This window comes from Streptomyces roseicoloratus (assembly GCF_004117935.1).
Taxonomy (GTDB): Bacteria; Actinomycetota; Actinomycetes; order Streptomycetales; family Streptomycetaceae; genus Streptomyces; species Streptomyces roseicoloratus.
The window spans coordinates 21,648-43,876 of the sequence record NZ_SDOY01000154.1 but is presented as its reverse complement, the minus strand read 5'-3'; the positions used below and the strand labels follow the sequence as shown (position 1 = coordinate 43,876).

The window sequence follows — 22,229 nt, the reverse complement described above, 5'->3', positions numbered from 1 at the left end:
ACTCTGGCTCACGCGGAGGCTCCGGTGCCGGGGGCGGTCGTGTCGTCGCCTTCGCGCATGGGGATGCGGACGCCCTTCTCGTCGGCGACCCGCTCGGCGATGTCGTAGCCGGCGTCGACGTGGCGGATGACGCCCATGCCCGGGTCGTTGGTGAGGACGCGGCGGATCTTCTCGCCGGCGAGCTTGGTGCCGTCGGCGACGGAGACCTGGCCGGCGTGGATGGAGCGGCCCATGCCGACGCCGCCGCCATGGTGGAGGGAGACCCAGGAGGCGCCGGAGGCGACGTTGACCATGGCGTTGAGCAGCGGCCAGTCGGCGATGGCGTCGGAGCCGTCGAGCATGGCCTCGGTCTCGCGGTACGGGGAGGCGACGGAGCCGCAGTCGAGGTGGTCGCGGCCGATGGCGAGCGGGGCGGCGAGGGTGCCGTCGGCGACCATGTCGTTGAACATTGCGCCGGCCTTGTCGCGCTCGCCCTGGCCGAGCCAGCAGATGCGGGCGGGCAGGCCCTGGAAGTGGACGCGTTCGCCGGCCATCGTGATCCAGCGGGCGAGGGACTCGTTCTCCGGGAAGAGGTCGAGGATCGCCTTGTCGGTCTTGTGGATGTCGCTCGCCTCGCCGGACAGGGCGGCCCAGCGGAACGGGCCCTTGCCCTCGCAGAACAGCGGGCGGATGTAGGCGGGGACGAAGCCGGGGAAGGCGAAGGCGCGGTCGTAGCCGGCCAGCTGGGCCTCGCCGCGGATGGAGTTGCCGTAGTCGAAGACCTCGGCGCCGGCGTCCATGAAGCCGACCATGGCCTCGACGTGCCGGGCCATGGACTCGCGGGCGCGGGTGGTGAAGCCGGCCGGGTCCTTGGCGGCGGCGTCGGCCATGTCCTCGAAGGCGATGCCGACGGGCAGGTAGGACAGCGGGTCGTGGGCGGAGGTCTGGTCCGTCACGATGTCGATGGGAGCGCCCTCGGCGAGCATCTGCGGGAGCAGTTCGGCCGCGTTGCCGAGGAGGCCGATGGAGAGGGGGCGGCGGGCGTCGCGGGCCTCGGTGGCCAGCCGGAGGGCGTGGGCGAGGTCGTCGGCCTTGACGTCGAGGTAGCGGTGCTCGATGCGGCGCTCGATGGCGCGCGGGTCGACGTCGATGCAGATGGCGACGCCGTCGTTCATGGTGACGGCGAGCGGCTGGGCGCCGCCCATGCCGCCGAGGCCGGCGGTGAGGGTGATGGTGCCGGCCAGGGTGCCGCCGAACTTCTTCGCGGCGACGGCGGCGAAGGTCTCGTAGGTGCCCTGGAGGATGCCCTGGGTGCCGATGTAGATCCAGGATCCCGCGGTCATCTGGCCGTACATGGTGAGGCCGAGGGCCTCAAGACGCCGGAACTCCTCCCAGTTGGCCCAGTCGCCGACGAGGTTGGAGTTGGCGATGAGGACGCGCGGGGCCCACTCGTGGGTCTGCATGACGCCGACCGGGCGGCCGGACTGGACCAGCATGGTCTCGTCCTGCTTGAGGGTGCGCAGGGTGCGGACCATGGCGTCGAAGGAGCGCCAGTCGCGGGCGGCCTTGCCGGTGCCGCCGTAGACGACGAGCTTGTCGGGGTGCTCGGCGACCTCGGGGTCGAGGTTGTTCTGCAGCATGCGGAGGGCGGCTTCCTGCTGCCATCCCAGGGCGCTCAGTTCCGTACCGCGCGGGGCCCGTACGGGGCGGGGTCCTGACATGGCGATGCCTCCTCGGCTGCTCGGCTATTCATTCAGGTATTCACATCCTGAGTGACTGAATAGTCTTAGTCAACAGCTGCGGGGTGTCCCCCTCCGGTGGTGGGATGGAACGCATGACGTCGATCCGCCGGGAGCACGCTCGCGACCAGGCCGTCCGCGCCGCCGTCGAGCAAGGCCTCCTGTCCGCCGCCGAACCCGTCACCGCCCTCCTCGACACCACCGGCATCCGCGCCTCCGCCGCCGCCCTGACCAGTGCTTTCGCCGCCGTCACCGACGCGCCCGTGCTGCACGCCTTCGCCGTGAAGGCCTGCCCGCTCGTGCCCGTGCTCCGACTGCTGCACGAGGCGGGCCTCGGCGTCGAGGTCGCCAGCCCCGGCGAGCTGGCGCTGGCCCGCGCGGCCGGCGTGCCGCCCTGCCGCACCGTCCTCGACTCCCCCGCCAAGACGCCCGCCGAGCTGCGCCGGGCCCTCGCCCTCGGCATCGCGGTCAACGCCGACAACCTCCAGGAACTGGCCAGGCTCGACGCCCTCGTCGCCGCCGCGCCCACCGCCTCGCCGCTCGGCCTCCGGGTGAACCCGCAGGTCGGCGCCGGAACCATCGGCGCGCTGTCGACCGCGACCGCCACCTCCAAGTTCGGCGTGGCGCTGCGCGACGCGGGCGCCCGCGAGGCGGTCGTCCAGGCCTACCTGGACCGCCCCTGGCTCACCCGCCTGCACACCCACACCGGCTCGCAGGGCGTCCCGCTCGCCCTGATGGCCCAGGGCGTGGGAGAGGCGTACGAGCTCGCCGAGGAGATCAACGCCAAGGCCGGCCGGCAGCAGATCGACACCCTCGACATCGGCGGCGGACTGCCGGTCGACTTCGCCTCCGACGAGGAGACCCCGACCCACGCCGAGTACGCGGCGCTGCTCGCCGGGACCGTCCCCGGCCTGCTCGACGGGCGGTACGCGCTGGTCACCGAGTTCGGCCGCTCGCTGCTCGCCAAGCACGGCACCGTCCTGGCCCGGGTCGAGTACACCAAGACCTCCGGCGGCCGCCCCATCGCCGTCACCCACGCGGGCGTCCAGGTCGCCACCCGCACCGTCTACGCCCCCGAGTCCTGGCCGCTGCGGATCCTCGCGTACGACGCCGAGGGCCGGCCCCGCACCGGCGAGCCCGTCGTCCAGGACGTGGCGGGCCCCGCCTGCTTCGCCGGCGACCTGCTCTGCACCGGCCGGGCCCTGCCGCTGCTCCGCCCGGGTGACGTCGTGGCCGTCCCGGACACCGGCGCGTACTACTTCGCCCACCACTACGCGTACAACAGCCTGCCCCGTCCCGCCGTGCACGGATTCACCCCGACGGACGCGGGCGGCATCGCCTTCGCGACCGTCCGGCGGGCCCAGACGCTCGACGAGATCGTGGCCGAATCGGGCGGAGCGCACCCCGACGCCCTCGTACGGCAGCCGCTGCGGGAGTCCGCCCGGGGTGTTCCCATGGAGCCATGACGGGAACCACCGTGGTCGTCGAGCGCCGGGTCGCCGCCTCCCCCGGCCGGGTCTGGGAGTCGATCACCGACCTGCGGAACATGCCGCGGGTGCTCTCCGGCGTCGAGAAGGTCGAGGTGCTCACCGAGGGCGGCTTCGCGGTGGGCACCCGCTGGCGCGAGACCCGCCGGATGATGGGCAAGGCGGCCACGGAGGAGATGACCGTGACCGTCTGCGAGCCCACCGAGCGGTACGTCACCGTCGCCGACTCCCACGGGATGCACTACGTCTCCGAGCTCACCCTGGTCCCGGAAGGCCCCGCCGCCTCCGCCACCGCGACCGTCCTCCGCATGACCTTCTCCGCCCGCCCGGCACACGACCGCCGACCGGGCCTGCTCATGCGGCTGTTCAGCCGGCTGGGCGGCCGGGCGGTGGCGAAGGCCCTGAGCAAGGACCTGGACGAGATCACCCGGGCGATCGAGAGCAGCGGCTGAGCGGGACCGGGCACGGGTCGATCACGGCCGGAGGGCGAAACCGAGCCGTCCTGACAAATTCCTTTGGAAAATGCCAGAACCCCCGCCGAGGCCCACGACGTTGAGTAGCGTCACCGTTACTGCCGTACGTCCGCACGCCGCATCGGGAGGGGATCACGCGTGCCCGGAATCGACGAGTGCCTGCTGGAGGCCATGAGCCTGCCCGGGGCACGCGGGGCCTGGCTGGTCGACTGGACCAGCGGTCTGGCCCTCGGGTCGGCGGGCGAGTCCCCGGTCGGCGACCACGAGACGACCGCCGCCGAGAGCGCCGAACTGGCGCGTGCCGCAGCCGAGTTCGAGTCCCCTACGGCCGATTCCCCGGCTTCCGGAGCCTCCGCCGCCGACGCGGTCCTGCCGGAACCCGCCGCCGCGCCCGTGGAGGACCTGATCGTCACGACCCGCGCCGGCTACCACGTGTTCCGTTTCGTCGAGACCGCCTTCGACAGCAGCGTCTGCCTCCACCTCTGGCTCGACCGGAGCACCGGCAACCTCGCCCTCGCCCGCATCCGGCTCGGCGACCTCGCCCGGCGGCTGGTGCTCGGATGACCGCCACCGCGACGGCCACGCCCGTCTCCCCCATGCTCACCCGCCTCGCCGCCGAGCGCGCCACCGGCGCCCTGCTCCGCGACCACGGCACGCTCTACCTCGTCGACGGCCGCGTCGTGCACGCCGAGAGCCCCGAGTCCCCCGGTGTCGACGTCCTCCTCACGGCCGCCGGGCGGCTGCCGCGCGAGGGCTGGGACGAGGCCGTGGACCGGGCCGGAGCCCTCGGCGCCGTCGGCCGGTTCCTCGTCGACAGCGGCCGGCTGCACGACGGCGAGCTGGAGATATGCCACCTCGGCGCCGTGTTCGACGCGGCCTTCTTCGCCCTCGCGCCGGCCGGCGGACCCACCCGCTTCCGGTACGGGGTGGGGCACTGGTTCGGGACCGTACGGCCGGTCGACACCGGGGCCGTCGAACGCGAGACGCTGCGCCGCCGCGAGCTCCTCGACAGCGTGTGGCCCTACCCCGCCGTCGACCGCGCGCCCGTCGTGCCGCGGCCCGCCGCCCCCGGGCAGCCGGTCGGCGCCCGGCAGCGGACGCTGCTCGCGGCGGCCGACGGGTTCCGTACGCCGGCGGACCTGGCCCGGCTGCTCGGCAGACCCGCGTTCCACACCTTTCTCGACGTCCGGCGGCTCGCCGCGGCCGGCCTGGTCGAGACCCCGTACGAGGCGCCGCCTCCCCCGCCGCCGCCCGTCCCCGCGTGGATCGGCGAGGCGGTCGCCACCACCCCCGACCCCGACATCGCCCTGCTTCGCCGGCTCCGCGACGCCCTGGAGGCAGCTCTGTGATGAGGCGTGCCCTGCGCCTGCGCGCCGAGAGGAGACAGATGATGACCGCAGAAGCCGAGGTGCTCGTCGAGCTGAGACGGTTGCGCGCCCGGCTGCCCCAGCTCACCGGAGCCCTGACCGCCAGCGCCGACGGCCTGGTCCTGGCCCAGGACGCGGTGGACGGGGAGGCGGAGAGCGTGGCCGCGCTGACGGCCGCCGCGCTCGGCGTCGGGCAGCGGCTCGCCGACACGACCGGGCAGGGCGGCTTCCGCGAGCTCCTGGTCCGCGGCGAGCACGGCTACGTGGCGACGTACGCGGCGGGCGGCTCGGCCGTCCTGACCCTGCTCGCCGAACCCCGCATCAACGTCGGCCGGCTCCACCTGGAGGCCCGCCGGTCCAGCGCACGGATAGGCGAACTCGTCGACGGCGCCCTGGAACGCAGAGACCCGAACTGACCGGAATCCCACTCCCAGCGAAGGAAGCAGCATGGCGAACACCGAGACCGCCCTGAAGGAAGCCGCACAGATCGAAGGCGCGATCGGCGCCGCCCTCGTCGACTACACGAGCGGCATGGCGCTCGGCACGATCGGCGGCGGCAAGGAGCTCGACCTGAACGTGGCCGCGGCCGGCAACACGGACGTCGTCCGGGCCAAGGTCCGCACGATGGAGATGCTGGGCCTCAACGACGAGATCGAGGACATCCTCATCACCCTGGGCGGCCAGTACCACCTGCTCCGCCTGCTCAAGGCCCGCGGCTCGGCGGGCCTCTTCCTCTACGTGGCCCTGGACAAGAACCGGGCCAACCTGGCGATGGCCCGCCACCAGCTGAAGAAGATCGAGGCGGACCTCGAGATCTAGGCGGGTGCCGAAAGTCCCGCCTGCCCTTCGGGCGGACCACGCTCCTTTCGACACACGCCCCAGCCGCGCGGGCGCGGCCCCGGACCTCCGGGCCCGGGCCCGGGCCCGGAGGTCCGGGGTCCGTTCAGTCCACGAACAGGCCCCGTGCGGCCGCCTTCACGTCGAACTCCTCCAGGCGGGCCTGCGCGTCCGGCAGTTCGTCCGCCATCGCCTCCAGGAGCACCCGGCCGAGCAGCATCGGCGCGCAGGCCGTGTCGAAGGCGAGGCCGGTGCCGACGGCGGCCGGGATGAGCAGGTCGCTGTGGGCGGCGACGGGCGCGAACGCGGACTCGGCGACGGTCACCACCGTGAGGCCGGCCGCGCTCGCGTACGCCAGGGCGTCGACGACCTCGCGCGGGTGCCGGGGCAGCGCGAAGCACAGCAGCGCGGAGGCCCCGGCCCGTACGGCCGCGTCGATGCGGTCGTCGAGCATCGAGCCGCCCTCGTCGAGCAGCCGTACGTCGGGGTGGACCTTGCCCGCGAAGTACGCGAAGCCCCTGGCCTGCGACGAGGCGGCCCGCAGCCCGAGCACGGGCAGCGGGCGCGAGGCGGCGAGCAGCCGCCCGGCGCGCTCGACGGGCGCGGGGTCGGCGAGCAGTTCGGCGAGGTGCTTCAGGTTCTCGATCTCGCCGAGCACGGCCTGCTGGTACTCGTTGTGCGCGGCGTGCTCCTCGGCGACCGCGGGCACGCTGTCCCGCAGGTGCTTGCGGAGGGCCGGGTAGCCGTCGAAACCGAGGGCCACGGCGAAGCGGGTGACGGACGGCTGGCTCACTCCGGCGAGCTCGGCGAGCTCGACGCTGGAGAGGAACGGCACGTCGGCGGCCCGGCGCACCATGCAGTGCGCGATCCGCCGCTGGGTCGGGGTGAGCCGGTGCCCTTCGAAGAGCGCCTGCAGCCGTCCGGCCGGGCTGTCGCTCATGCCTGCCGTCCCCCTTTCACCCGTCCGCCTATTCAGTCACCTGGAACTCTGCATGAGGATATGCAGACAGGCAAGCGAGGGAAACGGGCGGGCGGAAGGGGAGCCGAACCGTCCTCCCCTTCCGGCCTCACCACGTCAGGTCGGTCACCTCAGGGTTGCGGTACCGACGACGATGCGGTGGTCCGAGCAGCGTCCGTCCGGCGACGCCGTCGTACGGTCGCAGGCAGTGGAGATCGCCAGCGAGTCCCCGCTGTAGCTGCCGGGCGCGGCCAGCGAGGCCTCCGAGACGAAGATCATGTCGATCTTCCGCGGCGTGCCGCACGGCGAGGGGCCGACGTTCGGGTCGTCGGCCGTCCACTCGCCGTAGCCGAGGCAGTTGCCGGAGTCGTTGTCGTCGACCTCCCGGAAGAGGCCCGAGTTGTTCCGGTTGACCGTCGTGTTCAGCGTGGCGGAGTAGAACGTGTCGAGCGAGGGGTAGTGCGGCTGGACGTTCAGGTCACCCGCGAGGACGACCGTCTGGCCGGCCTTGACCCACCCGTCCAGCTTTCCCTGGACGGCGGCGAGCTGCCGGAGCTTGTCGGCGTCGGACGCCACGGTGATGTGCGTCGTGCAGAAGCGGGTACCGGAATCGGCCTGGAGCGGCGCGCAGAGCATGTTCCGCTTCTCCGCGGTGCCGTCGTCCGGGAGCTGGATCCGGTCGGCCGTGCCGAGCGGGCGCTTGCTGAAGATCGCGTTGCCGAACTCCTCGCCCCCGCAGACACCGCTGTTCGCCTGCCGACTGGGCTCGAAACGACCGAAGTTGGCCGAGTCGGCCGGCCAGCCGGCGGCCCGCAGCTGGGTGACGAGCGCACGCCACTGGTTCCCGCACAGCTCGTTGAACGCGGCGAAGTCCACGTTCCGCCCCACGATCGAGGCGACGGCGCCCTCCACCATGCCGGTGGTGGCGGACCCTCTGTTGACCTTGTGACCGGCCACGTTCCACTGCCACACGGTGTAGGTGGTGGTGGCCGCAGCCGTCCCGGCCTGAGCCGTCCCCGCCTGGGCCGCCCCCGCGGGCAGCAGCGCCGCGCACAGCGCGCCGACCACGGCGAGCCGCGTCCGAGCGGCCCGTACTCTGCCGACGATTCCCCTCATGGTGTGCCTCCCTGCAGCACCGGCCCTTTCCCCGCGAGGGCCGGGGGCCGCCCGGGGCGGCACAAGTGATCGCGTGTACTGTCCCCGACGAGCCGGTGTCGGCCCAGACGAACCGCCCGGAGGCCGAGGACAGGCATGACGCTATCCGTCCCGGCGCGGAGCACCCCAGGTCCCGACACGCCGGGCACGGGACCTCTCGCGCCACCCACCCCACCCGTGCACCACGGCACGACCCCTTCCGCCTTCACCCGCCTCAACGTCGGCAGCGCCGCGCTGCTGGGCATCCGGCCGGACGCGTACGCGGGTCTGCCCGGCCTGGCCCCGCCCTACCTCGACGACGACCGGTACCGGACTCCCGCCGCCACGAACGTACGGCTGTGGGAGCTGATGGTCGCCCACACGCCGTGGCCGGCGGTGGCCGAGCTGATGGCGGACCGGTCCCACCTGGGCCGCCTCGGCGTGTGGGACTACCTGCTCACATCGGCGCCCACGCCCCTCGACGGGATCCGGGACGCCGTCCACCACCTGGCGGCGGCCGCCGACGCCGGGACCGAGGCCCTCACGATCACCGACGACGGGCAGCACATCACCCTCAGCCATCTCAACACCGCCGAGCTGACCTACGAGGCGGCGTCGGCGATCCGGTCCTACGCCCTCGGACTGCTGCGCCGGCGGATCGGCGAGGCGGCGGGCCGGCCGATCGTGCCCGTCCGCGTCACCCTGGCTGCCGAGGCCCCCCGCCGGCACGGCGCCCTGACCGGCCTGTACGGCACCCGAGCCGTCGACTTCGAGAGCGCCGCCGACTCGATCACCTTCCGCGCGGCCGACCTGCGCCGCCCGGCACCGCACGCCCAGCCGGGCCTGTCCGAGCTCCTGCGTCGGCACGCCGAGCAGGCGCTCGCCACGGCGGTCCCGCTCCACACCTGGATCGACCTGTTCCGGGCCGCGCTCAGGACCGCTCTGGAGCAGGACGGGGACGTCCCCACGCTGGCCTCGACCAGCCGGCGCCTCTCCGTCGGCAGTCGCACCCTGCAGCGCCGCCTCGAGGAGCACGGCACCAGCTGGCGGGCCGAGCTGGACGCCGCGCGCCGCGCGCACGTCACCCGTCTGCTGACCGCGACGGACCAGACCCTGGACGCGATCGCCGCCCGCAACGGCTACGCCGACGCCCGCACGCTGCGCCGCGCCGTGCGCCGCTGGACCGGTCGGACCCCGTCCGCCCTGCGCAAGGGCGCGGCGGGCTGATCTCGAAGCCCGGTCAAGGAGCCGGGACCGGAGCCGGGGAGGATTGCGCGGGGACCGCCGCACCCCCGTTTCCGGGGGGCGGGACGACGGCGGTCCCCGCGAGGGACACGGGCCCGGGTCAGGGTCGGTCCGCGTCCGCGGCGTACGAGGAGGTCCGGGAGCCGCTCCGGAGGTTCGTGACGCCGACGAGGACCACTGTGCCGGTGCCGTGTTAAGCGGGTGCTGCGGGTACGTGTCGCGTTCGTACCGATCGTGCGAACACGCACCCGCCGCCGCCCCGAAGGGACCTGACCGGGCGTCAGTGCTGCTTCGGGGCGCCGCTCGCGGCCAGGAAGGCCAGCAGGTCCTGGCGGCTGACGACGCCCGTGGGCTTGCCCTCGACGAGCACGATCGCCGCGTCCGCGTCGCCGAGCACGGCCATCAGGTCCGCGACCGGCTCACCCGAGCCGACCTGCGGCAGCGGGGAGGACATGTGGTCCTCCAGCGGGTCCTCCAGGGACGCCTTCTGGGTGAACAGCGCGCTCAGCAGCTCGCGCTCGACGACCGAGCCGATGACCTCGGCGGCCATCACGTCGGGGTGGCCGGCGCCCGGCTTCACGATCGGCATCTGGGAGACGCCGTACTCGCGCAGCACCTCGATGGCCTGGCCGACGGTCTCGTCCGGGTGCATGTGGACGAGCGACGGCATGCCGCCCGACTTGTGGCGGAGCACGTCGGCGACGGTCGCGGAGGAGGTGTCCTCCAGGAAGCCGTAGTCGGCCATCCACTCGTCGTTGAAGATCTTGGAGAGGTAGCCGCGGCCGGAGTCCGGCAGCAGCACGACGACGACGTCGTCCGGGCCGAGCTCCTTGGCGACCTCGAGCGCGGCGACGACCGCCATGCCGCAGGAGCCGCCGACGAGCAGGCCCTCCTCCTTGGCGAGGCGGCGGGTCATCTGGAAGGAGTCCTTGTCGGAGACCGCGACGATGCGGTCGGCGACGTCGCGGTCGTAGGCGGTCGGCCAGAAGTCCTCGCCGACGCCCTCGACCAGGTACGGACGGCCCGAGCCGCCGGAGTAGACCGAGCCCTCCGGGTCCGCGCCGATGACCTGGACCTTGCCCTGGGAGGCGCCCTTCAGGTAGTTGCCGGTGCCCGAGATCGTGCCGCCGGTGCCGACGCCCGCGACGAAGTGGGTGATCTTCCCCTCCGTCTGCTCCCACAGCTCGGGACCGGTGGTCTCGTAGTGCGAGCGCGGGTTGTTCGGGTTCGAGTACTGGTCGGGCTTCCAGGCGCCCGGCGTCTCACGGACGAGGCGGTCCGACACGTTGTAGTACGAGTCCGGGTGCTCCGGGTCGACGGCCGTCGGGCAGACGACGACCTCGGCGCCGTACGCGCGCAGGACGTTGATCTTGTCCGTGGACACCTTGTCGGGGCACACGAAAATGCACTTGTAGCCCTTCTGCTGGGCCACGATCGCCAGGCCGACGCCGGTGTTGCCGGACGTGGGCTCGACGATCGTGCCGCCGGGCTTGAGCGCGCCGCTCTCCTCGGCCGCCTCGATCATGCGCAGGGCGATGCGGTCCTTGACCGAACCGCCGGGGTTGAAGTACTCGACCTTGGCCAGCACGGTCGCCTGAATGCCGGCCGTGACGCTGTTGAGCTTCACCAGCGGGGTGTTGCCGACGAGGCTGATCATCGAGTCGTGGAATTGCACCGTAAGTCTCCGGGGTCTCCGTAATGGTGCTGCCAGCGTATTCCGTGGGATGCGTAGGCGGAGCCGCTTACGGGGCAGGAGTAACCGAGACGGCTCGGATACGGCGTGAAGGAGGTGGCGGCGCGGATGTCCAGGGCGAGGGTGGCGCGGCGGATCGCGGCGGGAGCGGCGTACGGCGGCGGGAGCATCGGACTCCTCGGCGTGGCGGCCGTCGGGGTGCTCCTCGCCGAGGTCGCGCTGGCCAAGAAGTCGGTGGGCGGCGGCGTGGCCCCGCTGCCGCCGGGCGCGGACGGCCGCTACGGGCGGGTCTACGAGTCCGGGGCCGCGTCCGGGCACGCCGGTGGGGCCGGTGGTGCCGGTGGTGCGAGCGGCTCCGGTGGTGCGAGCGGCTCCGGTGGCTCCGGTGGCCGGCGCGGCTCTGGTGGCCGGCGCGACGTGCGGGGCTCCGGTGGCGCCGGGCGGGGCGGTGCCGAGCCGCCGATCCGGCTGGCCCTTCTGGGTGATTCCACGGCGGCCGGGCAGGGTGTGCGCCGCGCCGGGCAGACGCCGGGCGCGCTGATCGCCTCCGGGCTGGCGGCGGTGGCCGAGCGGCCGGTGGACCTGCGGAACGTGGCACTGTCCGGGGCCCGCTCGGACGACCTGGATCGGCAGGTCTCGCTGCTGCTCGCCTCGCCGACGGGGCCGCCGGACGTCTGCGTGATCATGATCGGCGCGAACGACGTCACCCACCGGATGCCCGCGACCCAGTCGGTCCGCTGCCTCGCGGCGGCGGTGCGGCGGCTGCGGACGGCCGGCGCGGAGGTGGTCGTCGGCACCTGCCCCGACCTGGGCACCATCGAGCCCGTCTACCAGCCGCTGCGCTGGCTGGCCCGGCGGGCCTCGCGGCAGCTCGCGGCGGCGCAGACGATCGTGGTGGTCGAGCAGGGCGGGCGGACGGTGTCGCTGGGCGACCTGCTGGGGCCGGAGTTCGCGGCGAACCCGCGCGAGATGTTCGGGGTGGACAACTTCCACCCCTCGGCGGAGGGGTACGCGACGGCCGCGATGGCGGTGCTGCCGACCGTCTGCGCGGCGCTCGGGGTGTGGCCGGAGGCCGACCGGATCGACGTGGGCCGGCGGGAGAACGTGCTGCCGGTGGCGAAGGCGGCGGCCGAGGCGGCCCGGGAGGCCGGTACGGAGGTCACGGGAGCGCGGGCGCCGTGGGCGCTGCTGAAGCACCGGCGGCGGAGGCGGCTGCCGGTGCCGGACGCCGGGGCGGCGGAGGGTGCGGACGCGGGGCAGCGCGAGGCGGGCGCGGAGGGCGGTGGCGCCGCGGAGCCGCTGTCCCGCGAGCCCTGAGCCCCGCGGGTGGGGGCGGGGGATCGCGGGGTGCCCGCCGTCCCCGACATTCCGGGGTGGTGCCCTCTCCCGCCGGCGGCCGTCCCGGTCGCACACTGGGAGTGCGGGCCACTCACTGAGCGGGCGCTTAGAAAAGAGGCCCGCGTCACACCGTCCGAGCGGTGACCCGCGCGGTACGTGCAGGTAACTTCCCTTTCTGTCCGTCCACCCAGCACCTTCTGGAGCCGTGATGCCCGAAGCAGTCATCGTCTCGACCGCCCGTTCGCCGATCGGCCGGGCCTTCAAGGGCTCCCTGAAGGACCTGCGTCCCGACGACCTGACCGCCACGATCATCCAGGCCGCCCTGGCCAAGGTGCCCGAGCTGGACCCGCGCGACATCGACGACCTGATGCTCGGCTGCGGTCTGCCCGGCGGCGAGCAGGGCAACAACCTGGGCCGGATCGTGGCCGTGCAGATGGGCATGGACCACCTGCCGGGCTGCACCGTCACGCGGTACTGCTCGTCGTCGCTGCAGACCTCGCGGATGGCGATGCACGCGATCAAGGCCGGCGAGGGCGACGTCTTCATCTCGGCCGGTGTCGAGATGGTCTCCCGGTTCGTGAAGGGCAACTCCGACTCGCTGCCCGACACGCACAACCCGTTCTTCGCCGAGGCCGAGGCCCGCACCCAGGCCGTCGCCGAGTCCGAGGGCTCCACCTGGCACGACCCGCGCGAGGACGGCCTGGTCCCCGACGCGTACATCGCCATGGGCCAGACCGCCGAGAACCTGGCGCGCTGGAAGGGCGTCACCCGCGAGGACATGGACGAGTTCGGCGTGCGTTCGCAGAACCTCGCCGAGCAGGCCATCAAGAACGGCTTCTGGGAGCGGGAGATCACCCCGGTGACGCTGCCGGACGGCACGGTCGTCTCCCAGGACGACGGTCCGCGCGCGGGCGTGACCATGGAGGGCGTCTCCGGGCTCAAGCCGGTCTTCCGCCCCGACGGTCTCGTGACCGCCGCCAACTGCTGCCCGCTGAACGACGGCGCCGCCGCGCTCGTCATCATGTCGGACACCAAGGCGCGCGAGCTGGGCCTGACCCCGCTGGCCCGGATCGTGTCCACCGGCGTCTCCGGCCTGTCGCCGGAGATCATGGGCCTCGGGCCGGTCGAGGCGTCGCAGCAGGCGCTGCGCCGGGCCGGTCTCACCACGAGCGACATCGACCTGGTCGAGATCAACGAGGCCTTCGCCGCGCAGGTGATCCCGTCCTACCGCGACCTGGGCTTCGACCTGGACAAGGTCAACGTCAACGGCGGCGCCATCGCCGTCGGCCACCCCTTCGGCATGACCGGCGCCCGCATCACCGGCACCCTCATCAACAGCCTCCAGTTCCACGACAAGCAGTTCGGCCTGGAGACCATGTGCGTGGGCGGCGGCCAGGGCATGGCCATGGTCATCGAGCGGCTGAGCTGAGCCGCAGCGGAGGGTAGGGGTCGGCCGAGGGACGAGGCCGGCACCTGCCCGCAGCGGAGGCGCAGTTCAGCGCGACCGGACAAGAGGCGCGGCTGAGCTGAGCCGCAGCGGAGGGTAGGGGTCGGCCGAGGAACGAGGGCGGCACCTGCCCGCAGCGGAGGCGAAGTTCAGCGCGACCAGGGAAGAGGCGCGGCTGAGCTGAGCCGCAGCGGAGGGTAGGGGTCGGCCGAGGGACGAGGGCGGCACCTGCCCGCAGCGGAGGGTGGAAGCGCGCCCCTCCCGCTCCCACTCGGCGCCCGCGTCAACCGCGTCGCGTCCAAGCCGTGACCGAATCTCCCCCAGGATGTGACATACATCCCGGGGGAGTGTTCTTTTCCCAGGTCACAGGGGTTTCGGGACTAAACGCCAGGCACAAATACCTGTCCATTTCGTGACGTAATGCACTGACAGGCAGCGCCACCCCAGGACACTCTGATGTAGGAAGTCGGGGGATCGACTCGGAATCGGGAGTACGTCAGTGAGCGCACTGTCTCTTGCCCTGCTGGTGACCACCGCCGCTGCCACGGCCGTGGGAGCCGCCGCCCTGCACTCCGCCCACGCTCTCCGTAAGCAGATCATCGCACTGCGTGGCGAGATCGCAACCGCACAGGGCGTGACCGTTCCCCCGGCCCGGCAGACGCCCGCCGCCGAGATACGGGCCGCGGTCGCCGAGGCGCTGGCGGAGGAGCGCGAGCGGGAGCTCGCCGAGGCGCGGGCCTTCTGGGCCGCGCAGGAGGCCCGGGACGCCGCCGACGCCCCGTCGCTGCTCGGCGGTACGGCCGAGGAGGGCCCGTACTTCGTCCCGCGCCAGGCCGACTTCGTGGGCCTGGAGGCGATGGCCCTGGAGGCCATGGAGGCGGAGGCCGCCGCGCTCGACGGCCGCGAGACGGCCGCGCAGGACCCGCTCGACGTCTTCGACACCTTCGACGACTACCCGGAGCTCACCGCCGCCGGCGAGTACGCCGAGGACTCCCCCGAGCTGGCCGCGGCGCGCCGCCGCCACCCCTCGCACCCGGACTTCGTGCCGGTCCGTACGCCCGTGGTCACCGACCACGAGCGCACCGTGGCCCGGCTCGAGGAGCTCGCCGACACCGGCACCGCGCTGACCGACGTCCGCCCCGGCCCGCTGGGCACGCTGGACGTGTACGTGTTCGCCGACGGCACCACGCTGTGCATGACCCCGGGCCACCGGGAGACGGCCGAGCGCCTCGCCGAGGCGCTGCGCTCCGGCCACACCCCGGTCCTGCTCGGCGGCTCCGGCGTGTCCGGCGCCTACGCGCTGACCTTCTCGTGCGGCGACGCGGCCGAGGACAACGTGTACATCCTCGCCGACCGTGTGATCGCCAGCCTGTAGGGCCTGTCCGGCGGCTCAGGGCCCCTGGGGCGGGTTCACAGGCCCGAGCGGGCCTCCGCCTCCCGTACCAGTCTCACGGCCTCGTCCAGGTCGCCCTCCGGGGCGTCTGCCGGGGCCGTTCGCATGCTTTCGGCCAGATCCGCGGCGGCGACCGCGAGTTGGTCGGCGACCGCGAAGACGCCGGCGTCCGGCATGGTCCGCGGCTCCCGGCCGGGGGACTCGAGGCGCTGCGCGCGGGCGGCCAACTCCCTGGCCAGGGCCAGGCCCTCGGCGGCGGCGCCGCGCTGGAGGCGGCTCTGCGGGGCGGCCCGCAGCCGGTCGGCGAAGCGCTCGGCGGCGGCGGTCAGTTCGGTCGTATCGCGCACTCCGCGACCCTACGCGCCGTCCGGGGACCATTGCCAACGGGCGAACGCTCGGGCACGGTGACGTGAAGGAGCACAGGCACAACGCGTCCGGAGGCGCCGATGTCCCACGCATTCTCCGAAGAGACCCATCGCAACCTGCTCGCCCGCATCCCCCGATGCACCGGCCGTGAGATCTCCGACTGGCTGAAGGCCGTCGAGGAGGGCCCGTCCCTCGTCCGCTTCGAGGAGAAGGTCAGCTGGCTGCGCGGCCAGCACGGTCTCGCCTACGGCCACGCCAAGGCGATCATCCACGAGTACGACCTGCGGAGGGCCGCCCGCCGCATGCTCTGACCGCGGCGTCGGGGCCACGGGCGGACCGGGCCCCCGGAGCACGCGGAAGGGCCCGCCCGGCTGGTGCCGGACGGGCCCTTCCCGTGTCACGCGGTGCGTCAGTCGTCGCCCTGGAGGATCGACAGCAGGCGCAGGAACTCCATGTAGATCCACACGAGGGTCAGGGTGAGGCCGAAGGCCGCCAGCCAGGCCTCCTCGCGCGGGGCGCCGTACGTGATGCCGTCCTCGACCTGCTTGAAGTCGAGGGCCAGGAAGCACGCGCCCAGGATAATGCCGATGACGCCGAACATGATGCCGAGGCCGCCGCTGCGGAAGCCCAGGCCGTCACCGCCGCCGAAGACGGCGAACAGCAGGTTGACCGCCATCAGCAGCACGAAACCGATCGCGGCCGCCATCACGAAGCCGTAGAAGCGGCGGGTGACGCGGATCCAGCGCATCTTGTACGCGATCAGCACGCCGGCGAAGACCGCCATGGTGCCGAGCACGGCCTGCGCGACGACGCCGTCGGCGATGTACGTCGAGACGGCCGCCGAGATCACGCCGAGGAAGACGCCCTCGAAGGCCGCGTAGCCCAGGATCAGCGCCGGCGACGGCTTGCGCTTGAAGGACTGGACGAGCGACAGGACCAGGGCCACGAGACCCGCGCCGATGGCGATGCCGTAGGACGTGCCCAGGTTCGCCGGGTCGACCGGCAGCAGCAGCCAGGCCAGGACGGCGGTGACCACGACGGTGCCGAGGGTCATCGCCGTACGGCTGACCACGTCGTCCATCGTCATCACGTTGCCGCGGACCTGCTGCGGCGCGCCGAGCTGGGTGTCCTGCGGCGCGTAGGGGTTGGTCGCGTACGGGTTGGCCTCACCCTGCGCGTACGGGTTACCGGTCGCGTACGGGTTGGTTCCGACGGCGGGGCCCCCGGCCTGCGGCTGCTGCGCGTTGAAGCCGGCGTAGCCGTTGTCGCGGCTGAACCCCCGTCGCGAGAAGACCGGGTTGCTGCTCCTCATCTCACTCCTCCATGGCCGCACTGCGCGGCCTTGCGTCAAGAGTAATGCGAGGGCAAAAGAAACCCCCTCGTGCTGGGGGAGGATCTTTATACGATCGTGTCGGGGGCGTGGGGTCGAGAGTGCGTCGAGGAGTGCCCGGAACCGGATTCGAACCGGTACGGCCTGAGGCCAGCGAGGTTTAAGCTCGCCGTGTCTGCATTCCACCATCCGGGCTGGCGCGAACCTCCGCGTTGGCACAGGAGCCTATCGGGGCACGTCGCCCGTTCAGCGGAACGCCCGCCCGATGTTGTCTTATTTTATTGACACCTGAGGGTGCGTCAGTGCAGGTGAGAGGCACCGGAGCAAAGGGTTGCCGGGCTCGCGGCCGCAAAGACGCCGGGGTCGGATTGACGAAAACTCGCCGCAGGTTCGTACGGACTTCGTCACCTTCGCCCCACCCGGCCGCGCGGGCCCCCGCGCGGCGGCCGCGGGACCCCGGACCGCTTCCCCGGCTCAGGGTCGGCCGTCATACCCAAGGAGGAGAGCGGGCCCGGGCCGTCCGACTCCAGGCTGCCCCGGGAACGGGTACGTGGACGGACGATCCGCGGCGGAACGAACGACACGATGGAGTGGTTCCCGATCAGCCGCAGTGACAGGAGTCGCCGTCGTGACCACCTCCCCCACCGTGCACCGCGCCACCGCGGTGGCCGCCCACGCCACGGACCTGACGAAGGTCTACGGACAGGGCGAGACCCAGGTGGTCGCGCTCGACCGGGTCACCGTGGGCTTCGGCCGCGGCGAGTTCACCGCGATCATGGGCCCCTCCGGCTCCGGCAAGTCGACCCTGATGCACTGCGTCGCCGGCCTCGACTCCTTCTCCGCCGGCTCCGTCCGGATCGGTGACACCGAGCTCGGCGCCCTGAAGGACAAGCAGCTCACCCAGCTCCGCCGGGACAAGATCGGCTTCATCTTCCAGGCCTTCAACCTGCTGCCGACGCTCACCGCGCTCGAGAACATCACGCTGCCGATGGACATCGCGGGCCGCAAGCCCGACAAGCAGTGGGTGCAGCAGGTCATCGACATGATCGGCCTCTCCGGCCGGCTCGGCCACCGCCCCAACCAGCTCTCCGGCGGCCAGCAGCAGCGCGTGGCCGTGGCCCGCGCCCTGGCGTCCAAGCCGGAGATCATCTTCGGTGACGAGCCGACCGGCAACCTCGACTCGCGCTCCGGCGCCGAGGTCCTCGGCTTCCTGCGCAACTCGGTGCGCGAACTCGGCCAGACCGTGGTGATGGTGACCCACGACCCGGTCGCCGCCTCCTACGCGGACCGCGTGATCTTCCTGGCGGACGGCCGGATCGTCGACGAGATGCTCCGCCCGACGGCGGACGGCGTGCTCGACCGCATGAAGGCCTTCGACGCGAAGGGCCGCACGAGCTGAGGCCCCGGGACCCGCCCGGCAGCCCGCCGACGGTCCCGGTCCGCCTCACCTCCTCCCCCGGGGCTCCGCCCCGGCCCTCCCGGCCCGGGCCGACCCGCCCCCTTCCTCCACAGGACTCCCGCCATGCTCCGTACCGCCCTGCGCAATGTGCTCGCGCACAAGGCCAGGCTGCTGATGACCGTCCTCGCCGTGATGCTCGGCGTGGCCTTCGTGTCCGGCACCCTCGTCTTCACCGACACCCTCTCCCAGGCCTTCCGCAGCCAGTCCGCCAAGAGCTACGACGACATCGCCGTCGCCGTCAGCGCGGCGCCGAACCAGAACGACCCCAACGCCACGCCCGGCCTCTCCGAGGAGACCCGGCGGAAGATCGAGGCCCTCGACGGCGTCACCGAGGCCACCGGCCGCGTGCACGGCTTCGCCGGCGTCCCGGACAAGGACGGCAAGCTGATCGGCGCCGGCTGGTCCAACAAGGGCACCAACTTCGCGCCCGGCAAGGACGGCAAGGACTCCGCGTACGCCTTCGTCAGCGGCGCGGGCCCCGTCGAGGACGACCAGATCGCGCTCGACAAGGAGACCGCCGACAAGGGCGGATACAAGGTCGGCGACAAGGTCCGCGTGGCCACCAACGGCCCCGTCGAGACCTACACCCTCGCCGGTGTCTTCACCACCGAGGACGGCGCCGTGAACGCCGGCGGCAGCCTCGTGCTGTTCGACACCGACGTCGCCCAGAAGCTGTTCCTGCGGCCCGGCCACTTCATGGACGTCAACGTCAGCGCCGAGCCGGGCGCGGACGCCGACAGGATCCTCGCGGCCGTGAAGCCGGTCGTCGGCGACCAGGCCGACGCCCGGACCGGCCAGGAGCTCGCCGACCAGCAGGCCAAGGACATCGAGGCGGGCCTCGGCGCGCTCAACCAGATGCTGCTCGGCTTCGCCGCCATCGCGCTCTTCGTCGGCGTCTTCCTGATCTCCAACACCTTCACCATGCTGGTCGCCCAGCGCACCAAGGAGCTCGCGCTGATGCGCGCCGTGGGCGCCTCGCGCAAGCAGATCACCCGTTCCGTGCTCGCGGAGGCCGGTCTGGTCGGCCTGGTGGCCTCGCTCGTCGGCTTCGGGCTCGGCATCGGCCTCGCCGCGGCTCTGCGCGGCGCCATGAACGCCTTCGGGCTCAAGGTCCCGGCCGGTGACCTGGTCATCGGCACGACCCCGCTGGTGTCGGCGCTCGCCGTCGGCGTCCTCGTCACCATGCTGGCGGCGTTCCTGCCGGGCCGCCGGGCCGCGAAGATCCCGCCGGTCGCCGCGATGAGCAGCGTCCACGCGGTGGCCACCACGAAGTCCCTGGTCGTGCGGAACACCATCGGCGCGATCGTCACCGCCCTCGGCGTCGGCGCCATCGCCTTCGGTGCCTCTAAGGGCGGCGAGGACGGCCGGATGATGATCGCCGGCGGCGCGTTCCTCGCCCTCATCGGCGTGATCGTGCTGATCCCGCTGCTGTCCCGTCCGGTGATCGCGCTGGCCCGCCCGGTCCTGAAGGCCTTCGGCGTGGCGGGCACCCTGGCCGGCCAGAACGCGGTCCGCAACCCGCGCCGCACCGGCGCCACCGCCTCCGCGCTGGCCATCGGCCTCACCCTGGTCACCGGTCTGTCGGTGCTCGGCGCCACGGTCGGCTCGGCCGTGGACCGGATGACGACCGACCAGATCAAGGCCGACTACATGATCACCATGGCGAGCGGCGAGGGCCTGAACCAGGCCGCGCTGGACGCCGTGAAGAAGACCCCGGGCGCCACGGCGGTCTCGCCGCAGCAGGCCGGCTGGGTCCAGGTGAAGGGCGACTTCAAGTCCGTCTCCGGCGTCACGCCGGGCGACGTCGAGAAGGTGCTCAACCTCCACGTCGTGGACGGCTCGCTCGGCACGCTCGCCGAGGGCCGGGTCGCGGTCGACGACAAGACGGCCGAGAAGCGGGGCTGGAAGGTCGGCACGACGCTGCCGGTCGAGTTCTCCGACAAGAAGAAGGGCGCGCTGACGGTCGGCGCGGTCTACGAGGCCAGCGAGTTCGTCTCGCCGCTGGTCCTGGACGTGAAGGTCCTCAACGCCCACGACCCCAAGCCGTACATCCCGCAGATCTTCGTGAAGATGGACGGCGGCCCGTCGGCCGCGGCCGAGAAGGCCGTGATGAAGGCGCTCGGCGACAACCCGGCGATGACCGTCATGGACAAGAAGGACATGCGGGACGCGTTCGGCGGCGTCATCAACATGATGCTGAACATCATGTACGGCCTGCTGGCGATGGCCCTGATCATCGCGGTGCTCGGTGTCGTCAACACCCTGGCGATGTCGGTCTTCGAGCGGCAGCAGGAGATCGGCATGCTGCGGGCGATCGGTCTCGACCGGCGCCGGGTGAAGCGGATGGTCCGTCTGGAGGCCGTGGTCATCTCGCTGTTCGGCGCGGTGGTCGGCATCGCCCTCGGCTCCTTCCTCGGCTGGGCGATCGGCGAGACGCTGAGGAACAGCCTGCCGGACTACGCGCTGGTCCTGCCGTGGGGCCGGATCGGGATCTTCCTGCTCCTCGCCGGACTGGTCGGCGTCCTGGCCGCGATGTGGCCGGCGCGCAGCGCGGCGAAGCTGAACATGCTGGCCGCGATCAAGGCCGAGTAGGTCTCCGCGGCCCGGGCGGGTCGCGGTACGGCACACGGAGGGCCGGGTTCCCCGAGGGGAGCCCGGCCCTCCGGCGTTCCCGCGGGTCAGCTGCCCGCGCAGTACGTCATCAGGTACTGGTGGTTGGCCTTGTACTGGCCGTAGAGAGTGGCGTGGTCGATCTTCAGGAGCGTCTCGTCGTTGGCCCGCAGTGCCGGGTTGGTGTAGTTGTGGCTGCCGGTCCAGACGAGCTTCCGGCCGGTCACGCCGTCGTAGGTGCCCTCGATCAGCAGGTACTTGGAGTGCAGGCCCGCCTTGGCGACGCCCGTGCCGCGGTCCTCGTGGCACTGGACGCGCTGGGTGAGCTTGCCGGAGATCACCGACTCGACGCCCGCGCCCATCGAGCCGGGTGCGCCGTCGTGGGCGAGGATCACCGAGCAGCCGGCGTTCTTCAGGGAGACGAGCTTGCTCGCGACCTCGTCGCGGGTGAAGAGGTTGGCGGCCATGCGGATCTGGGTGGCGCCGCCGGCGCAGCCGACGTTGTCGAGGATCAGCTTGACCGTGTCGGTGGAGGCGTCGTTGTCGTACGAGGTGCCCGAGGCCTCCTTGCGCGGGAAGAAGTACGCCTTGTAGGGGCCGGTGCCGCTGGCCGGGGTCCGGTAGTAGTGGCTCAGGCCGGAGGTCGAGGAGCCGTGGTGCAGCAGGTCGGCGAAGTAGGCCTGGTAGATGCCGTAGAGGCCGCTGTCGACGATGGTGACGGCGTTGTTGAAGAGGTCGGTGCGCTGGACGCCGGTCATGTTGGCGGAGGTCTGGACGACGACGTCGTCGGCGCCGCCGGTGCTGGAGAACAGCCAGAACTTGTTGTGGTTGATGGCGCCGTCGGCGTCGCCGGGGAGCTGCCGGGAGCCGATGCAGCCGCGGCCGGCCGGGCAGGCGAAGACCCAGGAGCCCTGGGTGCGGTCGGTGCCGAGGCGGGCGGCGAGCCGGTCGTATTCGCCGCCGCTCATGGTGACGGAGGTGTGGTCGACGATCACCCGGACGTCGACGCCGCGGGTCTTCGCGGCGCCGAGGGCGTCGGTCACGGTGTCGTCGGTGATGGTGTAGAGCCCGGCGGTGATGGTGGAGCCGGCCGGGGCGCGGCCGATGAGGTCGACGATGTGGTCCCGGACCCGGTTCTGGGCGGTGGCGTCACCGGACGGGTCGTTGAAGGTGGCGGTCGTGGTGACCGGGGCCTCGGCGGCGCCCGCGGGTGACGGGACGGCGAGCAGGCCGACGGCGGCGGCGAGCGCGAGCAGCAGACGGCTCGGGCGGCCGGGGCGGCTGGGACGGCGCAAGTGTTCCCCCTCGGAACGAGCAGAACGACATAGGCATGACAATCCGGACCCGAGAAGGCGGGGTGCCGGTCCACACCGG

General features: G+C 72.5%; 20 protein-coding genes and 1 tRNA gene. 13 read left to right on the top strand and 8 right to left on the bottom strand.

Translation table 11 applies throughout. The features are described 5' to 3' along the window. Positions 1–8: 8 nt before the first annotated feature. Positions 9–1,700 carry a urocanate hydratase gene (gene hutU / locus ESG85_RS26925; RefSeq protein WP_128983644.1) on the bottom strand — a complete coding sequence of 564 codons (1,692 nt, stop codon included), beginning with the start codon at positions 1,698–1,700 and terminating at the stop codon, positions 9–11. Between the two features lie 104 nt (positions 1,701–1,804). Between hutU and ESG85_RS26920 the strand changes: the two genes are divergently transcribed. The 6 genes from ESG85_RS26920 (at position 1,805) to ESG85_RS26895 (ending at position 5,864) form a co-directional block, all read left to right on the top strand. Further along, positions 1,805–3,184 (top strand): type III PLP-dependent enzyme domain-containing protein, encoded by a 1,380-nt coding sequence (locus tag ESG85_RS26920; protein ID WP_128983642.1) that lies wholly within the window; start codon positions 1,805–1,807, stop codon positions 3,182–3,184. Continuing rightward, positions 3,181–3,657: an SRPBCC family protein gene (locus ESG85_RS26915; RefSeq protein ID WP_128983640.1), complete on the top strand. Its 477-nt coding sequence runs from the start codon at positions 3,181–3,183 to the stop codon at positions 3,655–3,657. Before ESG85_RS26920 ends, ESG85_RS26915 begins: the two co-directional genes overlap by 4 nt. 159 nt (positions 3,658–3,816) lie before the next feature. Then, positions 3,817–4,242 carry a hypothetical protein gene (locus ESG85_RS26910; protein ID WP_128983638.1) on the top strand — a complete coding sequence of 142 codons (426 nt, stop codon included), beginning with the start codon at positions 3,817–3,819 and terminating at the stop codon, positions 4,240–4,242. After that, entirely contained in the window at positions 4,239–5,027 is a 789-nt protein-coding gene (locus ESG85_RS26905) for a transcriptional regulator (RefSeq protein WP_128983636.1), read from the top strand. Before ESG85_RS26910 ends, ESG85_RS26905 begins: the two co-directional genes overlap by 4 nt. Further along, positions 5,027–5,461: a roadblock/LC7 domain-containing protein gene (locus ESG85_RS26900; protein WP_128983634.1), complete on the top strand. Its 435-nt coding sequence runs from the start codon at positions 5,027–5,029 to the stop codon at positions 5,459–5,461. Before ESG85_RS26905 ends, ESG85_RS26900 begins: the two co-directional genes overlap by 1 nt. Before the next feature lie 31 nt (positions 5,462–5,492). After that, positions 5,493–5,864 carry a hypothetical protein gene (locus ESG85_RS26895; RefSeq protein WP_128983632.1) on the top strand — a complete coding sequence of 124 codons (372 nt, stop codon included), beginning with the start codon at positions 5,493–5,495 and terminating at the stop codon, positions 5,862–5,864. 124 nt (positions 5,865–5,988) lie between these two features. On the opposite strand, the gene ESG85_RS26890 is transcribed toward ESG85_RS26895, so the two are convergent. After that, positions 5,989–6,822, bottom strand: coding sequence for a MurR/RpiR family transcriptional regulator (locus ESG85_RS26890; RefSeq protein ID WP_128983630.1), 834 nt, complete (start codon positions 6,820–6,822; stop codon positions 5,989–5,991). A 144-nt stretch (positions 6,823–6,966) separates the two neighbouring features. Then, positions 6,967–7,956 carry an endonuclease/exonuclease/phosphatase family protein gene (locus ESG85_RS26885; protein ID WP_219825219.1) on the bottom strand — a complete coding sequence of 330 codons (990 nt, stop codon included), beginning with the start codon at positions 7,954–7,956 and terminating at the stop codon, positions 6,967–6,969. A 216-nt stretch (positions 7,957–8,172) separates the two neighbouring features. Between ESG85_RS26885 and ESG85_RS26880 the strand changes: the two genes are divergently transcribed. Continuing rightward, positions 8,173–9,201 (top strand): AraC family transcriptional regulator, encoded by a 1,029-nt coding sequence (locus tag ESG85_RS26880; RefSeq protein WP_164986325.1) that lies wholly within the window; start codon positions 8,173–8,175, stop codon positions 9,199–9,201. A gap of 298 nt (positions 9,202–9,499) precedes the next feature. On the opposite strand, the gene ESG85_RS26875 is transcribed toward ESG85_RS26880, so the two are convergent. Continuing rightward, the gene (locus tag ESG85_RS26875; protein WP_128983626.1) at positions 9,500–10,894 is read right to left on the bottom strand and encodes a cystathionine beta-synthase; all 1,395 of its coding nucleotides are present in this window, start codon (positions 10,892–10,894) and stop codon (positions 9,500–9,502) included. 126 nt (positions 10,895–11,020) lie between these two features. Here ESG85_RS26875 and ESG85_RS26870 point away from each other — a divergent pair, with 126 nt between their 5' ends. The 3 genes from ESG85_RS26870 (at position 11,021) to ESG85_RS26860 (ending at position 15,072) form a co-directional block, all read left to right on the top strand. After that, positions 11,021–12,229 (top strand): SGNH/GDSL hydrolase family protein, encoded by a 1,209-nt coding sequence (locus ESG85_RS26870; RefSeq protein WP_128983624.1) that lies wholly within the window; start codon positions 11,021–11,023, stop codon positions 12,227–12,229. Between the two features lie 229 nt (positions 12,230–12,458). Continuing rightward, positions 12,459–13,679 (top strand): acetyl-CoA C-acetyltransferase, encoded by a 1,221-nt coding sequence (locus tag ESG85_RS26865; RefSeq protein WP_128983622.1) that lies wholly within the window; start codon positions 12,459–12,461, stop codon positions 13,677–13,679. Positions 13,680–14,196: 517 nt separating this feature from the next. Beyond that, positions 14,197–15,072: a hypothetical protein gene (locus tag ESG85_RS26860; protein WP_128983620.1), complete on the top strand. Its 876-nt coding sequence runs from the start codon at positions 14,197–14,199 to the stop codon at positions 15,070–15,072. 35 nt (positions 15,073–15,107) lie between these two features. On the opposite strand, the gene ESG85_RS26855 is transcribed toward ESG85_RS26860, so the two are convergent. Next, on the bottom strand, positions 15,108–15,437 hold the full coding sequence (locus tag ESG85_RS26855) for a hypothetical protein (protein ID WP_128983618.1): 330 nt from the start codon (positions 15,435–15,437) through the stop codon (positions 15,108–15,110). 99 nt (positions 15,438–15,536) lie between these two features. Between ESG85_RS26855 and ESG85_RS26850 the strand changes: the two genes are divergently transcribed. Beyond that, entirely contained in the window at positions 15,537–15,767 is a 231-nt protein-coding gene (locus ESG85_RS26850) for a DUF4287 domain-containing protein (protein ID WP_128983616.1), read from the top strand. A gap of 98 nt (positions 15,768–15,865) precedes the next feature. On the opposite strand, the gene ESG85_RS26845 is transcribed toward ESG85_RS26850, so the two are convergent. Together ESG85_RS26845 and ESG85_RS26840 are read right to left on the bottom strand one after the other, a co-directional pair. Continuing rightward, the gene (locus ESG85_RS26845) at positions 15,866–16,768 is read right to left on the bottom strand and encodes a Bax inhibitor-1/YccA family protein (RefSeq protein WP_128983614.1); all 903 of its coding nucleotides are present in this window, start codon (positions 16,766–16,768) and stop codon (positions 15,866–15,868) included. A 132-nt stretch (positions 16,769–16,900) separates the two neighbouring features. Beyond that, positions 16,901–16,981: transfer RNA gene (locus tag ESG85_RS26840), tRNA-Leu, on the bottom strand. Positions 16,982–17,414: 433 nt separating this feature from the next. Here ESG85_RS26840 and ESG85_RS26835 point away from each other — a divergent pair. After that, positions 17,415–18,185, top strand: a complete 771-nt coding sequence (locus ESG85_RS26835; protein ID WP_128983612.1) for an ABC transporter ATP-binding protein — start codon at positions 17,415–17,417, stop codon at positions 18,183–18,185. 123 nt (positions 18,186–18,308) lie between these two features. Then, a complete protein-coding gene (locus ESG85_RS26830) occupies positions 18,309–20,837 on the top strand; it encodes an ABC transporter permease (protein WP_128983610.1) in 2,529 nt (842 codons plus the stop codon). Positions 20,838–20,923: 86 nt separating this feature from the next. Here ESG85_RS26830 and ESG85_RS26825 read toward each other — a convergent pair whose 3' ends face one another. Beyond that, entirely contained in the window at positions 20,924–22,150 is a 1,227-nt protein-coding gene (locus ESG85_RS26825; protein ID WP_128983608.1) for a phospholipase D-like domain-containing protein, read from the bottom strand. Positions 22,151–22,229 lie beyond the last annotated feature (79 nt).

Bases quoted from the DNA above. Each gene is read 5' to 3' on its own strand.
- ESG85_RS26885 (WP_219825219.1), bottom strand. From the start codon at position 7,956: ATGAGGGGAATCGTCGGCAGAGTACGGGCCGCTCGGACGCGGCTCGCC.
- ESG85_RS26915 (WP_128983640.1), top strand. From the start codon at position 3,181: ATGACGGGAACCACCGTGGTCGTCGAGCGCCGGGTCGCCGCCTCCCCC.
- ESG85_RS26900 (WP_128983634.1), top strand. From the start codon at position 5,027: ATGAGGCGTGCCCTGCGCCTGCGCGCCGAGAGGAGACAGATGATGACC.
- ESG85_RS26830 (WP_128983610.1), top strand. From the start codon at position 18,309: ATGCTCCGTACCGCCCTGCGCAATGTGCTCGCGCACAAGGCCAGGCTG.
- ESG85_RS26865 (WP_128983622.1), top strand. From the start codon at position 12,459: ATGCCCGAAGCAGTCATCGTCTCGACCGCCCGTTCGCCGATCGGCCGG.
- ESG85_RS26870 (WP_128983624.1), top strand. From the start codon at position 11,021: ATGTCCAGGGCGAGGGTGGCGCGGCGGATCGCGGCGGGAGCGGCGTAC.
- ESG85_RS26845 (WP_128983614.1), bottom strand. From the start codon at position 16,768: ATGAGGAGCAGCAACCCGGTCTTCTCGCGACGGGGGTTCAGCCGCGAC.
- ESG85_RS26895 (WP_128983632.1), top strand. From the start codon at position 5,493: ATGGCGAACACCGAGACCGCCCTGAAGGAAGCCGCACAGATCGAAGGC.
- ESG85_RS26905 (WP_128983636.1), top strand. From the start codon at position 4,239: ATGACCGCCACCGCGACGGCCACGCCCGTCTCCCCCATGCTCACCCGC.
- ESG85_RS26850 (WP_128983616.1), top strand. From the start codon at position 15,537: ATGTCCCACGCATTCTCCGAAGAGACCCATCGCAACCTGCTCGCCCGC.
- ESG85_RS26890 (WP_128983630.1), bottom strand. From the start codon at position 6,822: ATGAGCGACAGCCCGGCCGGACGGCTGCAGGCGCTCTTCGAAGGGCAC.
- ESG85_RS26920 (WP_128983642.1), top strand. From the start codon at position 1,805: ATGGAACGCATGACGTCGATCCGCCGGGAGCACGCTCGCGACCAGGCC.
- hutU (WP_128983644.1), bottom strand. From the start codon at position 1,700: ATGTCAGGACCCCGCCCCGTACGGGCCCCGCGCGGTACGGAACTGAGC.